Consider the following 14,106-nt stretch of genomic DNA (forward strand, 5'->3'; position numbering starts at 1 on the left):
ACAATTGACACCCCTCCTTTAGTCGAGACTAATATTACCGGTAAATTGACTGTTATATAAATCGGCATAGAAGCCATTTTGGGCCATCAATCCTTCATGTGTTCCAGTTTCAACAACGGAACCATGGTTCATCACAATAATATTGTCGGCACCTTGAATCGTTGACAAACGGTGTGCCACCACGAAGCTGGTCCGATTTTGTAACAACCGTTCCATTGCGTGCTGAATATGCACTTCCGTCCGGGTATCAACTGAACTTGTTGCTTCATCTAAAATCAAGATTTCTGGATCAGCAACAAAGGCCCGGGCAATCGTCAATAATTGTCGTTGACCTTGTGAAATATTTGAGGCTTCTTCATTCAGAATCGTTTGGTAGCCATCTGGTAACTTCCGCACGAATTCGTCAACGTGCGCTGCTTTAGCCGCCGCATAGATTTCATCATCCGTCGCAGTTTCACGACCATACTTCAAGTTATCGAAGATCGTCCCAGTGAACAACCAAGTGTCTTGTAAAACCATCGCAAAGTGTGACCGTAAGTCTTCACGTGAAATATCGCGCGTATCGACCCCGTTCAAGCGAATGGAACCCCCACTAATATCGTAGAAACGTTCCAACAAGTTAATGATGGTCGTCTTTCCGGCCCCAGTTGGTCCGACAATAGCAACTTGCTGACCCCGTTTGACATCCAAGTTATAGTCGGTTAACAATAAGTCACCATTGTTATAACCAAACTGCACGTGATCCAAACTAATCAAGTTATCATCATCCGTCTTCGCTGGTAGCGCCGACTTAGTTTGTTGCATGTCTTCTTCATCTAATACTTCGAAAACCCGTTCAGCAGACGCAATCGTTGATTGAATCGTGTTCAACAAGTTTGCCATTTGTGAAATTGGTTGTGAGAATTGTTGGGTATATTGTAAGAACGCTTGAATGTTCCCTAGGGAGACTTTCCCGTTGGCAACATCAATCCCACCAATAATCGCAACGAAAACGTAGCCAATGTTATTCAAGAAAATCATCAATGGCATGATAATCCCAGAAATAAATTGGGCTTTCCAGGCTGATCGATAGTAATTATCATTTTGGATTTCAAAGTCATCAATGGCATCTTGTTCTTTATTAAAACTCTTGATAACCACATGACCAGCATAGTTTTCTTCAACTTGGTTATTCAATAACCCCAAACTCTTTTGTTGTGTGCCAAAGAACTTTTGTGACTTAGGTGCAATCACGCCAACCACGACGACACTCAATGGAATGGTCACTAAGGCAATTAATGTCAACTTCCAACTAATTGAAAGCATCATCCACAACGTCCCAATAAAGGTCACTGTACTCGTGACCGCTTGCGTTAAGTTTTGTTGCAAGGTATTGGCGATATTATCCATATCGTTAACGGCTCGACTCATAATATCCCCATTGGAATGGGTATCATAGTATGAGATTGGCACATCTTTCATCTTACCTTTGAAAGAGCGCCGCAACTTATAAACGGTTCCTTGTGAAATGCGCGTCATAATGAATTGTTGAATAAAGCTAAAGATCGCCGAAGCCAAGTACATCAAAATAACAACGAGGATAATTTGTCCAATTTTTTCAAAGTTTATTGGAAACCCAGTCTGGTGAATACCGGCTTGCTGCTGGGCATTCCCCTTCATAATTCCTTTATAGATTTCAGTCGTGGCTTGCCCTAAAATCTTAGGCGTCCGAATTTGGAAGATCACGGATGCAATCGCAAAAATCATGACAACCACTAGACCAACCCAACGGTCCGACATGTACCGCATTAGCCGCATCGTGGTTTTCCAAAAGCTCTTGGGCTTCTCAAATGTCTGATGCGAACCAGGGCCGTGTTGTGGGCCGGCTGGACGAGGCTGAGCTTCATTTGTTGATTTCTTTTCACTCATTACAGTTGATCCTCCTCTCGTAATTGTGAGTTCATAATTTCTTGATACACGTCATTAGTTGCTTTCAATTCCGCATGAGTCCCTTGACCAACCACTTTACCATTGTCTAAGACAATAATTAGGTCAGCATCAGCAACTGTTGCAATTCGTTGCGCAACGATGACGACAACACTTTGTTGGATTAACTTATCTTGACGTAGTTCAGCCCGTAATTGCGCATCTGTCTTGAAATCCAAAGCTGAAAATGAATCGTCAAAGACATAAACGGAAGCCTGCTTAACTAAAGCACGTGCAATCGCTAATCGTTGTCGCTGTCCACCGGAGAAGTTACCCCCACCTTGTTCAACGTGCGCCTCTAACCCGCCTTCTTCTTTAACGAAGTCAGTCGAACGCGCAATTTCTAACGCATGCCAAATATCATCATCAGTCGCATCTGGTTTCCCAAATTTCATATTATCGCGAATAGTACCGGTAAATAATGTCGCCGTTTGTGGCACAAATGAAACAGCTTGATGTAAATCTTGCGTCCGGATATCCCGAACATCTTGACCATCAACCCGAACATGCCCTTTATCAATATCATAGAAACGTGGAATTAAGTTAACTAACGTCGTCTTACCAGACCCAGTCCCACCGATAATGGCCACCGTTTGCCCAGAATGCGCTTCGAAATCAATATCCGTTAATGCAAGTTCTTCCGCACTTTGGTAACGGTAATCAACGTGTTCAAAGGCCAAAGCGTGTTCAGTCGTATCTGATAACGCAACTGGATTTTCAGGATCTGTAATCTTCGTTTTAATAGCTAACACTTCTTGAATCCGTGAAGCTGAGGCGGCGGCCCGTGGAATCAAAGCGAAGACCATCGCTAACATCATAAAGCTCATCAAAACTTGCATCGCATAAGTCATGAAAGCAATCATGTTCCCAACTGGCATGGTCTGACTGCCAATCAATTGGCCCCCAAACCAAACAATCGCCACGTTAGTCCCACTCATGATCAACGTCATGACCGGAAGGGCCAGCGCCACAATTGTGTTCACTTTAATCGCATTATGCGTATAATCTTGGTTAGCTTCTTCAAATCGATTTTGTTCAAATTTATCTTGCCGGAACGCCCGGATTACCCGGACCCCCGTCAAGCCTTCTCGGAAAACTAAGTTAATCCGATCAGTTTTTGTTTGCATCGCGCGGAACAATGGAATTGCAAACATCATGATTAAGCCGATAAAAAGAATGAGCACTGGAATGGAGACCACAAAAATCCAAGTGAGCTCATGACTTTTGGTATAGGCTAAAAAGCTCGCCCCAATCAACATGATAGGTGCCATAATCATCATCCGTAATGCCATCATCGCAACATTTTGAATTTGGACCACATCATTAGTCGTCCGTGTAATTAATGAAGAGGTTTCAACTTTATCAAACTCATCATTTGAAAAGTTAATGACTTTCTTATAAATATCTGAACGTAAATTCTTACCTAACTGTTGTGACGATCGTGCCGCTAAGAAAACATTGCCAAAAGCTGCGACAACTGATAGTAGTGAAAATCCAATCATTTCAAAACCGATTTTCCAAATATAACTAATATCACCTTTAGCGACCCCGTTATTCACAATATTCGACGTCAAACTAGGTAGATTCAAACTGGCGATAACTTGGACGATCATAAATAAGATCGCACCAATCACGGCCATATATGAAATCCGACCTTTCGCTATTTTAAGCATCAACACGCTCCCCTTCACTAATATAATTTATGTTATAACAACGCAACATACTAATCTAACGAAAAATAGTCACTTTGTCAACCATCTTTACAAGTCTCACGTAAATCATTGTAACTCACTTATGGCGACCTTGACAGTTAAAAAGTCGCAACTCATTGATTTTTTGCGACTTCATTAATAAACATAGTCTCAGCATACCACTATTATTTTCACCATTCCGCTTAAAACACACCCAAAAGTGCGTTTAACGGCAATTTGTGCAGGTCCTTGCTTCAAAATGAATTGCGCCAAAAATAGCCCCTGCAAGCATGTGGCTTGCGGGGACTATTGGGCAGCGCATATTCAGGGGCCATGACCCCCTCGCCTGAATTAACTTTCAACGAGTCTTTGAACGACCTCAGCTGGCACGGTGGTCTGCTCAACTGCCGTCCAACTGTTCACATTTTGACCTTTAGTTTCAATTTTCAGATATTTCTTTAAGCGTAACCGCTTATCCGCTGTAAAGGTTAACCAACGCACATTACCAGCCTGATCATAGGTTTCCATCCGATACGTATAGATTGTTTCACCCATTTGGCCGGTGCCTTTTTTAACGGCGGTATTCGTTAACGCATAAACGGTACTGACTTTAACCAGCGGATTCACATTGTCCAAAGCCATCGCCAATTCAGTCCCTTGATTTTTTGTCACCTGTTTAGAACCGAATAGCGCACCTAAAATAACCAATCCAACGACTGCTAACCCAATTAATCCTTTTTTCATGTTGACGTCCCCCTGCAACTATCATTTAGTTGTTGATAAGACTAAGCTTAGCAAGGAAGCCAACTATTGCCTAGGGGGGCTATGGCTTTCTTAAGCACTTTTAGAAATTGCTAACCAAGTCAACTATTTCTTAATAATTTTCAGCTTACAAAAAAAGCCATCAACTAACCGCAGGACGGCTTCATTGATGGCTTATACGACAATCTAATTGGGTATACTGGGCTCGAACCAGTAAATTACGGATTCAGAGTCCGCGGCCTTACCATTTGGCGAATACCCAATAACAACTCTTTAATATTAACCGTAAGATGAAATCATGTCAAGACCTGAACCTGAATTTAATCCGCTTAATCACTAACGATCAATTTCAATACAATTCAGTATTCTGACTTGTAATTTAGTCATCAGACCGCCACACTGAATACTAAGGAGGAACCCCTTTTGACCTTTAAAGAACTTACCCATTTATTCAATCAGCTTCGGCAGCAATTAATTGTCTGGGCAGTCACCGCTATTGGCCTAGCTGTCATGCGAACTTTTTTATTACCACAACTCCTAACATTTGTCTTCTGGTGTAGCGTCAGCTACTGTCTCATTCTTTTTATCGGCCTAGTTATTGTCACGATTTTACGACTCCGCTTAAAATGAATGATTGACAAGCTGACCAGTTTTCGCTAAGATAGTAATTGAATTTGCCCGCTGGTCAAATTGGTTAAGACGTCGCCCTCTCAAGGCGGAGTTACGGGTTCGATCCCCGTGCGGGCGATTAATTCAAGCATCCGAAAGAACCGTTAAGGTCTAAAACACTGATATATCAGTGTTTTAGACCTTTTTGTTTTTCGCTAAAATGACCTATTTTGCCAAGTTCGGTCCAAAACAACCATTTACTGAATCGGTCCTGATACGGCAACAAAATGAACAACTAACACTGTTTTTTCGGCCTAACCGTTTGAAATTAAGTTAACTTATCGAGCAAATAGACTTTACGCCGTTGGTCTGGGGTTTATAATAGAGATGTTGCTACTGGTAAAGAACGTCTCTTAAATCGACGTTTAGTAAAAATTAACTGTTTCAGATTGTCAAAATAAAGGAGATAATGTTTTTTGGTCTATAAAGATGTTTTCGGGATTGAACACGAAGATTGTCACATCGTCCAAACACGACACGAATTTAACCGGATTTTTATCATTGAAAACTCCGTTGGCTCGCGCTTCACTTGTATCAAAGAAAACGCCCCCCTCGAGAAGAAGATGTCCGGCCACTGGAAGTACGCCAAGGCCAGTGATGCACCTAAGAACTACGCTGTCCCATACAAGGCTCAAAAGAGCTAAAAACCATCGAAAAGGGGATTGAGATGCAACTCTATAAACCGTTAGCCAGGCATGATGGTCGAACCGACCGCCATCGCAGTATTAACCCTTATTACGGTAAAAATGGCGCTGACTGGGTAAAAAACGCCAACGCATCCTTATTTAATGCGCAACACGATCATTCTCAAGCCAAGCTACACTTACAGTATCGGTTTGGCCGGGCTGCTTACAACGTTTTATGGCTAGTCATTGCAATTCTCGTCATGTTAGTTGGGGGCTTCATTATTTATTCGTTGGCACTTAATCTATAATTAAAAAGCGACTGGGACAAGTTGCCTTTTGGCGCACGTTTCGGCCCGCTTAATGACAAACAGTCACTGCAAGAATTCATAACTTTCTTGCAGTGACTGTTTTCTTTTGTCCAAGCCTGCCTTTTAATTACTAAAAACAATCACTTGAGAAAGCTATGCTTCGTGACTACCCGATAAATAGCGTCACCTAACCCAGTAATGAATACCAGACCTAAACCAGCGTACTGTAACCATGGTAAAGCGGTGTTAACCGATTGAACTTTGCTACCAACGCCGAACATGATCAATCCAATGACAATTAAAATACTTTCAATTAAATTCAGTTTTTTCATTTAGTGGTATCCTCATTAATTTTCTAATTGCATTTATTATACTAGTTTTATCTTCAAAACGCTCTTAAATTCATAAAAGGTCCCACAATCATTAGGCAAGCTAGCGATTGTGGGACCTTCGTTATAATTATTTTAGTAAATTTTATTACTTAAGGCGTGAAGTTAACTTTGCAGTTAATTCTTCGTAGCCAGGCTTGCCAAGTAAGGCAAACATGTTATTCTTGTAAGCTTCGACCCCTGGTTGGTTGAATGGGTTAATCCCATTTAAGTAACCAGAAATAGCAACTGCAGCTTCAAAGAAGTAAATCATGTAACCCAAAGTATAAGCATCTTGGCTAGGAATGTTAACAACCATGTTAGGAACACCGCCATCAACGTGGGCCATAATAACCCCTTCAAAAGCCTTGGTGTTAACTTGAGCCATCGTCTTACCTTCAAGATACTTCAAACCATCAAGGTTTTCAGTTTCCTTAGGAATCGCAACATCACTCGTTGCATTGTCAACTTTAACGACAGTTTCCATCAAGTTACGACGACCTTCTTGGATATATTGACCCAATGAATGTAAGTCAGTCGTAAAGTTAGCAGATGATGGGTAAATCCCCTTTTGGTCTTTACCTTCGGATTCACCCATTAATTGCTTCCACCATTCTGAGAACATCGCCATATTTGGTTCGTAGTTTTCAAGAATTTCAGTGGTATAACCCTTCCGGTATAAGATATTCCGGAAAGCAGCATATTGGTAAGCTTCATTCTTGCTTAAGTCAGCGTCAGAATAAACGGCTTTCCCATCGGCAGCACCCTTCATCAATGAATCAATATCGCCGCCAGAAACTGCAATTGGTAACAAGCCAACTGGAGTTAAGACAGTGAAACGACCACCAACATCATCAGGGATAACGAATGATTCGTAACCTTCAGCATCAGCTTCTTGCTTCAATGCACCGCGCTTACGGTCAGTTGTTGCAAAAATCCGGCCTTTAGCAGCTTCGGCACCATACTTAGCAACCAATTTTTCTTTGAAGACCCGGAATGCGATTGAAGGTTCAGTCGTCGTCCCAGACTTCGAAATAATATTAACAGAAAAGTCACGGTCACCGATTAAATGAACTAAGTCATTAACGTATGAAGATGAGATTGAGTTCCCAGCAAAGACAACTTGTGGGAATTTACGGTCTTCACGTGAAAGTGATGACCAGAAAGTTTCATGTAAAAATTCAATGGCTGCTCGCGCACCAAGGTATGAGCCACCAATTCCGATTACAACTAAGACATCTGAATCAGATTGAATTTTTTTAGCCGCTGATTTAATGCGGGCGAATTCTTCCTTATCGTAATCCGTTGGTAAGTCTAACCAGCCACGAAAATCGTTACCGGCGCCAGTACCTTCACGCAGCTCCTTGTCAGCAGCTGTGACCATTGCTTGCATTTCACCAAGTTCGTTGTCGTGAACAAACTTAGTCAAATTAGAGCTGTCAAATGAAATGTGTGCCATTTATAATTACCTCTTTCTATACATATTTAACAACTCACATTATACAATACGAATGAAGCGAATGAAAAGCGCTTACCCGTTTTTTTCGTAAATTTTCGCAATTTATGTAAAAAAATAACTAAATTTATTAAAAAAACGAAGCCGATAACCTAATCGTTACCGAACTTCGTTACTTTTTGACATCTTTATTGATAAATTGATTCATTTTATTAAGCTTTCATTAGTGACAATGCAATCCCACCAACAATGACCAATATCGAACCGATTACCACGTAAACCATCTCACGCTTCGTCTTCCGCTCACCGAGTAAGTAAATACTCCCAAAGGTTGAAATAACAATCCCCATTTGTGATAGCGAATAAGCAATTGCTTGACCGATTTGGGCCATCGCCATGAACATGAATAAGTTCCCAATCCCCCAGACAAGTCCGGTGACGATATTGCGATATGTTGCTTTTTCTAACCAAGGCTTGTCTTTAAAGGACCAAACTAAGGCGCCAATTAGCATCCCAACCGCTTGGGGCATGACAACTGCTTGCGCATTAACGTTCCCATAATGCACAACAATCGTATAACCAGCATACCCGATTGTTGAAATAATCAACGCTCGAATCCCAACACCCCAACTTTCAGACGCTTTCCGATTCGGGTCAGTTCGATCAGTTAGCGACGTTAAAACCGCCCCAGCAATCAAAATGATGACTGAAATTGAGCCAATCCAATACATCCGGCCATGCCATTCATTGAACAGCAAGACACCAGCTAAGGCATTCGCCACTAACTGCATCCCAGTTGACATTGGCGTCGTCCGTGAAATCCCAATGGCTTTCATTGACGTGAATTGTTGGCCTTGACCAACGCTCCAAAATAGCCCAGAAACAATCCCAGTAATCCATACCGCTGCGGTTAGAGCTGGTTGTTCCACAATCCAAAGAATGAGCCCAAATACCAAAGCACCCATTGTCATACCAAGGGTCTGTTGCCGCGCAGAACCACCCATATGACCACTAATCAAGCCGATACTACCCCACGCAATCGCAGGAATCAGTGCAATTAGAATTCCCATTAATCTAAATCCTCATTTCTATGTTTTCTCTCATGCCTAACGACAAAAAACAATTTTAACAGGAAAGTAACCGTTTTACCAGCTAAAAAATGCGCTTGCACTATGAAAATAAATCATTTTATATTTTCATGAATTCGTTTTCTTATCGATAAGGGACCGTTTTCAATTAATGAAAACGGTCCCTTAATTTAGTGCTAAATTTTTTTAATTTTAGCCATAATTAACTTATTTATCGAGCGTTAGCACAAGTACCTTTAAATAGTTGCTAGCCAGATAGGCTTTACGCGTCACAAAGTCAGCTGGTAATCGGAACGTTTCGGTAATGGTAAACTGCCGATCACTTTCATCAAACGCCGCGGTAACAGCTTCCTTAAACTTATTCATCGAGAAATTGTTAGCCGTCGTTGCAACCACTAATTGACCATCGCGCCGGACGGTTGGCAAGGCTTGCGTCAATAAAGCTGTCAAATCAGTCGCTACTTGGAACTTTTGCTTTTTAATTCGTGCAAAAGTTGGCGCCGTGACAACAACAACGTCATAACTCAAATGATGTTTCTCGGTATAGTCCAAGTAACGGTTCGCTTCAATTGTCCGAATTTCGTGCTTATCGGGATCGATATTGTTCATCGCCAATTGCTCAGCAGTCGCGGTTGCTCCTTTTTTATTGGTTTCAATCGAGATGGTCTTAGCGGCACCAGCCACTGCGGCTGCCGCTGTAATCCCATTTTCTTGACTGAACAAGTTTAAGACCGTTTTGCCTTGAAGTTCGGCACTCGCAATCCAATCCCGGATTGGTCGCATATCTAACAACAAGCCGGTTGTTAAATCATCTTTCAAGTTAACCGGATAAGTCACTTCACCTTCAGTAACCAGTAATGGTTCCGGTGCTTCCGTCCCAGTCACTAACTGGCTCTTTAAGTTAGCTTCTTCCACGTTAAACCGTAACTTTGCATAAATCCCTTTGAATTGATGATCAGTTGCCGTCTCAAACGCCGCATAGATCATGTCGCGTTGTTGATAAACTCCTTCGGCATACCAAGTAAAGACATAATAGTCACCATAACGGTCAATCGTCACCCCGCCTAAGCCATCACCAGCTGCATTAAATACCCGGTGTGGTAAACGACCATCAATCGACGTTTCCCGCCGAATCAAGGCTTGCTTGAATAATTTTCGGAAGTAATCTGGCGTTGGGGTTTGCGTTTCATCTAAGCTCAAGACCCAACCCAATTGACGTCGATGCTTTGCAATCAAGGCATAGCCCATAAATTGCGAACTTGCCATCAATCTTACGAAAGACCCATCTGTCAATCGTAAGCTGGGATCTTTTAAATCTTCTTCCACTAATAACGGATAGCCATCTTTGACTTTTCGTTGAGAATTACCTGTAATTTGTACGCTTTGCATTTGTTTGCTCCTATTCGTTCTTTTCTTATCTAAAATAGCGGTAAATCGCTGTTCACAGCCCTATTAAGAGTAACATATTCGGGTCCGGAGTGCGAGAGTGAACTGGTTTGCTGCCCAAACAAAAAGGACTGCGACGTTAATCTCAATCCTTTTGACAGCTAAACCCACTTAATCTTCAATTATTGGCTTATCAAAACCTTTATCCGGGAAAGTCACGGTAAAGCAAGTGCCCTGATTAGCTTCACTTTCAACCGCAATCGATCCACCATGTTGTTGGACCAATTGATGAGAAATCGCTAACCCTAAGCCAGATTCACCATATTTCGTATTTTTACGAGATGGATCGGCCTTGTAGTACCGCTCCCAAATATTTTTCACTTGATCAGGAGTCATCCCGATACCATGATCTTGGACCGCCACAACAGCCGCATGGGCCGTGCGGTGTGCCGTAACCTCAATCATGCTGTTTTGTGAAAATTGAATCGCATTTTGCATAATGTTGAATAGCACTTGCACAAAGCGATCATAATCCGCCCAAACGGGTAATTCGGCGGGCGCGGTAAGCTTGAATTGATCATCCGCTGCCGCTGATTTCTTTGTGAGTTGTTCAACTAAATTATTTAAAACAGCAGTGCCATCAAAATTGGTCTTGTTCAATGCAATCTGACCAGTCCGGATTTTTTCATAGTCTAAGTTCTCATTGACTAATCGAATCAACCGCTTGGTTTCATTTTGCATTAACTCAATTGAATGTCCCTTATCCTCTTCTGGAATTGCATCATACGCGAGCCCCTCCAACAATCCATTAATCGTCGTTAGCGGTGTCCGCATCTCATGGGCTGCATCCGCCATAAACTCACGGCGCCGTTGTTCTTGGCGTTTAATTTCATCATCCGAAGCACGTAAAGACGTCACCATTCCATTAAAATCATCGGCCAAATCATCAATTTCATCTTTGTGATTACTGTCAACTTGAATATCGAAATCACCGTTGGCCACTGAATGCGTTGCGTAGCGCAAGCGATTAATCCGTCGAACTGAATAGCGTGCAAGAATATAACTTAACAATAAAGCCGTAATCCCTGAAACTAGCAACGCAATGAACAGATTATTTTCAATCTGTTGCTCATTGGCTTGTAACGTTTGTTCAAACGACCCAATCGAAATTGCCCCGACGAATTTTTTCGTAGTCCCATTTTTGTAAAATAACGGGACTAAAACATCAATCGTCTTCAAAGATGGTGTATTAACTGGCCGATCGTGTCTACGTGACTTAAAGCTGACGTGCGGCGACTTAGTAATCGTCTTGTTGCGCTTCAACTTTTTCCAATCACTAGCCGAAATACTCGGCGCATAAAAGGCCCCATTTGGCATACTCCCCATGCCCAACGTATTCGGATAAACGATCTTTTTATTGGCATCATAAACCGAAAAATGAATATGCTGGTCACGTAAAATGGCGGTCCCATCGTTTAAAAATTGTTGATTAAAACCAACCACCTTATGCGTTTTCGTATTATAACGAATGGCTTCCTTTTCAATACTCGTCGCATATTGCTGTAGCTGCTGCCATGAATTTTGGTAAATCATGGTTTTGGTGGTCCGAATAAACGCAAACCCGAGCACCACAATGACGGTAATAATGACGGCAAAAAAGGACAACATTTGTTGGTAGATCAGTTTCATTTAGCGTCAACTCCACTATCGTCAAACTTATAACCAACCCCCCAAACAGTCTGAATGATTTGGGGACCGGCTTTTTCAATTTTTTGCCGTAACTTTTTAATATGGGCATCAACCGTGCGTTCATCCCCATAATATTCATAATCCCAAACCAGTTGTAAAAGTTGTTCGCGCGAGAATACTTGCCGGGGCTTTTGCGCGAGCGTCTTCAATAAATCAAACTCCTTAGGCGTCAAATCAGCAATCTGCTGGTCTGCCAAGTAAGCTTCCCGCGTTTTAGTATTTAGCTTAAAATGATCGGTTTGGACATCAAAATCACTGACAACATTTTCCGCCGGTTCCGTCGTCACGGTTTTACCTAAGTCAGCACGTCGATGCAACGCTTTAATCCTGGCAATCAATGTAATTGGTGAAAACGGTTTGGTTACATAATCATCAGCACCCATTTCCAAGCCCAAAACTTGATCACTCTCTGAGTCACGCGCCGTCAACATAATAATTGGTACAGTTGGTGAAACTTTGCGAATATCTGCACTAACTTGCATGCCATCTTTACCAGGCAAGTTCAAATCAAGGGTCACCATATCCCAACCATCGACATCTTCATTAAACATCTTGACTGCCTCATTACCTTCATAGGCAAAATGGGCATCCCACTGTTCCTTTTTAAAAAACATGGCCATCATTTCAGAAACTGATTTATTGTCTTCAATCATTAGTAATTTCATTAACATCGTCCTCCAAGTTTATCGTAAGGTTATTATCGATAAATTTATGCCAGGTTCGCTTGGTTATCTTAGTTACCGAACGCTTGGCCTAACTAATATCATACCCCACTTTACGCTAATTTTCAGTTTTAGTATATCAACAAATTTGTAACAAAATATGCCGGTTTTATGAAATAACTATGGTCATCAAATTACAGTCTACTAATTAAAACCCTTAATATAGTAGAAACAAACTCGATTAAGCTATTTTAGCGACTTAACCATTAAAAATAATAGGGCCATGATAATTACGTGAATAATCGCTAACACCACCAGTTATCGCCCATTCGTTTGCTATAATGAAACTTGCTTTGCTAATTTTCATTATTAAAGGGGTGCAATCAATGTTTATCAAATCAACATTTAGTCGGAAGTGGCCCGTCCAATGACACGTCAACATCATTTACGGGGCGTCCTTTTAGCTAGTACTGCGTGCGTTTTATGGGGCGTCTCGGGGGTCGCTGCTAGCCATTTATTTCTTAACAATCCCCGAATTACGGCGATGTGGCTCACCCAGATTCGCATGATCAGCGCTGGCCTAATTTTATTACTATGTAGTCAACTCGGCGGCGCTAAGCCCTTGCGCTTATTGGCCCATGCTCGTGACGGTTGGCAAGTCGTTAGTTACGGCTTACTCGGACTCATTCCCGTTCAACTTTGCTATTTTGAAGCCGTTAAAGTTGGCAATGCGCCAGTGGCAACCATTATTCAATTTTTAGGGCCATTTATTATTAGTATTTATTTTTTAATTTTTAAACAGGTGCGGCCGACCCGGGCCGAAGGAATTGGGATGTTAATGGCCTTTATTGGCACCCTCCTGATTGTGACCCACGGGCATTTAAATAGTCTAGCTATTTCACCCGCCGTTTTATTCTGGGGTGGCTTATCAGCCGTAGGGGTTGCAACTAATACCTTAATTCCACGCTCATTATTGCCAAGATTTGGTGCCCCCACGGTTACCGGTTGGGGCCTGCTGATTGCTGGGATTTTCTTGATGGCCTTACAACCAATGTGGCGGTTACACCTCACCTTAACTATTAGTGAGATCAGCCTGATTGGCTTAATTATTGTGCTAGGAACGGTCGTGCCATTTTGGCTATTTGCCCGTAGTTTAAGTGATATCTTGCCGACGACAGCTAGCCTACTAGATGCCTTTGAACCCTTGGCAGCGACCATTTGTTCCGTCTTGTTTTTACACATTCAACTCACTAGCTTTGATTTATTTGGGGGTCTCTTGATTATCCTGGCAGTCATGGTCTTATCGCTGAACGTTCGTAAAATGCTGCACCAACTTCATCAACGACTGAGCTAAAAACTTATTAGTTGGCAGTTAA

At 41.9% G+C, this 14,106-nt stretch carries 13 protein-coding genes and 2 tRNA genes; 5 read left to right on the forward strand and 10 right to left on the reverse strand.

Annotation, left to right across the window (positions count from 1 at the left end; genetic code table 11):
• Nucleotides 1–18: 18 nt before the first annotated feature.
• The 4 genes from C5Z25_RS03255 to C5Z25_RS03270 all read right to left on the reverse strand — a co-directional run bounded on the left by C5Z25_RS03255 (nucleotide 19) and on the right by C5Z25_RS03270 (nucleotide 4,680).
• Nucleotides 19–1,908 carry an ABC transporter ATP-binding protein gene (locus C5Z25_RS03255; protein ID WP_105451312.1) on the reverse strand — a complete coding sequence of 630 codons (1,890 nt, stop codon included), beginning with the start codon at nucleotides 1,906–1,908 and terminating at the stop codon, nucleotides 19–21.
• On the reverse strand, nucleotides 1,908–3,638 hold the full coding sequence (locus C5Z25_RS03260; RefSeq protein WP_105451313.1) for an ABC transporter ATP-binding protein: 1,731 nt from the start codon (nucleotides 3,636–3,638) through the stop codon (nucleotides 1,908–1,910). Before C5Z25_RS03260 ends, C5Z25_RS03255 begins: the two co-directional genes overlap by 1 nt.
• 369 nt (nucleotides 3,639–4,007) lie before the next feature.
• Nucleotides 4,008–4,400: a YxeA family protein gene (locus tag C5Z25_RS03265; RefSeq protein ID WP_105451314.1), complete on the reverse strand. Its 393-nt coding sequence runs from the start codon at nucleotides 4,398–4,400 to the stop codon at nucleotides 4,008–4,010.
• A 208-nt stretch (nucleotides 4,401–4,608) separates the two neighbouring features.
• Nucleotides 4,609–4,680: transfer RNA gene (locus C5Z25_RS03270), tRNA-Gln, on the reverse strand.
• Between the two features lie 161 nt (nucleotides 4,681–4,841).
• Between C5Z25_RS03270 and C5Z25_RS03275 the strand changes: the two genes are divergently transcribed.
• The 4 genes from C5Z25_RS03275 (at nucleotide 4,842) to C5Z25_RS03290 (ending at nucleotide 6,021) form a co-directional block, all read left to right on the forward strand.
• Entirely contained in the window at nucleotides 4,842–5,048 is a 207-nt protein-coding gene (locus C5Z25_RS03275) for a hypothetical protein (protein ID WP_105451315.1), read from the forward strand.
• A 45-nt stretch (nucleotides 5,049–5,093) separates the two neighbouring features.
• Nucleotides 5,094–5,166, forward strand: a tRNA-Glu gene (locus tag C5Z25_RS03280).
• Between the two features lie 337 nt (nucleotides 5,167–5,503).
• Nucleotides 5,504–5,731 (forward strand): hypothetical protein, encoded by a 228-nt coding sequence (locus C5Z25_RS03285; RefSeq protein WP_105448825.1) that lies wholly within the window; start codon nucleotides 5,504–5,506, stop codon nucleotides 5,729–5,731.
• A gap of 23 nt (nucleotides 5,732–5,754) precedes the next feature.
• Nucleotides 5,755–6,021 (forward strand): hypothetical protein, encoded by a 267-nt coding sequence (locus C5Z25_RS03290; protein ID WP_105451316.1) that lies wholly within the window; start codon nucleotides 5,755–5,757, stop codon nucleotides 6,019–6,021.
• 140 nt (nucleotides 6,022–6,161) lie between these two features.
• Here C5Z25_RS03290 and C5Z25_RS03295 read toward each other — a convergent pair whose 3' ends face one another.
• The 6 genes from C5Z25_RS03295 to C5Z25_RS03320 all read right to left on the reverse strand — a co-directional run bounded on the left by C5Z25_RS03295 (nucleotide 6,162) and on the right by C5Z25_RS03320 (nucleotide 12,733).
• Complete coding sequence (locus C5Z25_RS03295; RefSeq protein WP_105451317.1) at nucleotides 6,162–6,353, reverse strand: hypothetical protein; 192 nt, start codon at nucleotides 6,351–6,353, stop codon at nucleotides 6,162–6,164.
• 145 nt (nucleotides 6,354–6,498) lie between these two features.
• The gene (locus C5Z25_RS03300; protein WP_105448828.1) at nucleotides 6,499–7,848 is read right to left on the reverse strand and encodes a glucose-6-phosphate isomerase; all 1,350 of its coding nucleotides are present in this window, start codon (nucleotides 7,846–7,848) and stop codon (nucleotides 6,499–6,501) included.
• Between the two features lie 209 nt (nucleotides 7,849–8,057).
• The gene (locus tag C5Z25_RS03305) at nucleotides 8,058–8,915 is read right to left on the reverse strand and encodes a GRP family sugar transporter (protein ID WP_105451318.1); all 858 of its coding nucleotides are present in this window, start codon (nucleotides 8,913–8,915) and stop codon (nucleotides 8,058–8,060) included.
• A 225-nt stretch (nucleotides 8,916–9,140) separates the two neighbouring features.
• Entirely contained in the window at nucleotides 9,141–10,322 is a 1,182-nt protein-coding gene (locus tag C5Z25_RS03310; protein ID WP_105451319.1) for a class I SAM-dependent methyltransferase, read from the reverse strand.
• Between the two features lie 168 nt (nucleotides 10,323–10,490).
• Nucleotides 10,491–12,008 carry a sensor histidine kinase gene (locus C5Z25_RS03315; protein WP_105451320.1) on the reverse strand — a complete coding sequence of 506 codons (1,518 nt, stop codon included), beginning with the start codon at nucleotides 12,006–12,008 and terminating at the stop codon, nucleotides 10,491–10,493.
• Nucleotides 12,005–12,733, reverse strand: a complete 729-nt coding sequence (locus C5Z25_RS03320; RefSeq protein WP_105451321.1) for a response regulator transcription factor — start codon at nucleotides 12,731–12,733, stop codon at nucleotides 12,005–12,007. Before C5Z25_RS03320 ends, C5Z25_RS03315 begins: the two co-directional genes overlap by 4 nt.
• A gap of 424 nt (nucleotides 12,734–13,157) precedes the next feature.
• On the opposite strand from C5Z25_RS03320, the gene C5Z25_RS03325 reads away from it, so the two are divergent.
• Complete coding sequence (locus C5Z25_RS03325; protein ID WP_105451322.1) at nucleotides 13,158–14,084, forward strand: DMT family transporter; 927 nt, start codon at nucleotides 13,158–13,160, stop codon at nucleotides 14,082–14,084.
• The last annotated feature ends 22 nt before the right edge of the window (nucleotides 14,085–14,106 follow it).

It is taken from the genome of Lactobacillus sp. CBA3605 (genome assembly GCF_002970915.1).
Taxonomy (GTDB): domain Bacteria; phylum Bacillota; class Bacilli; order Lactobacillales; family Lactobacillaceae; genus Lactiplantibacillus.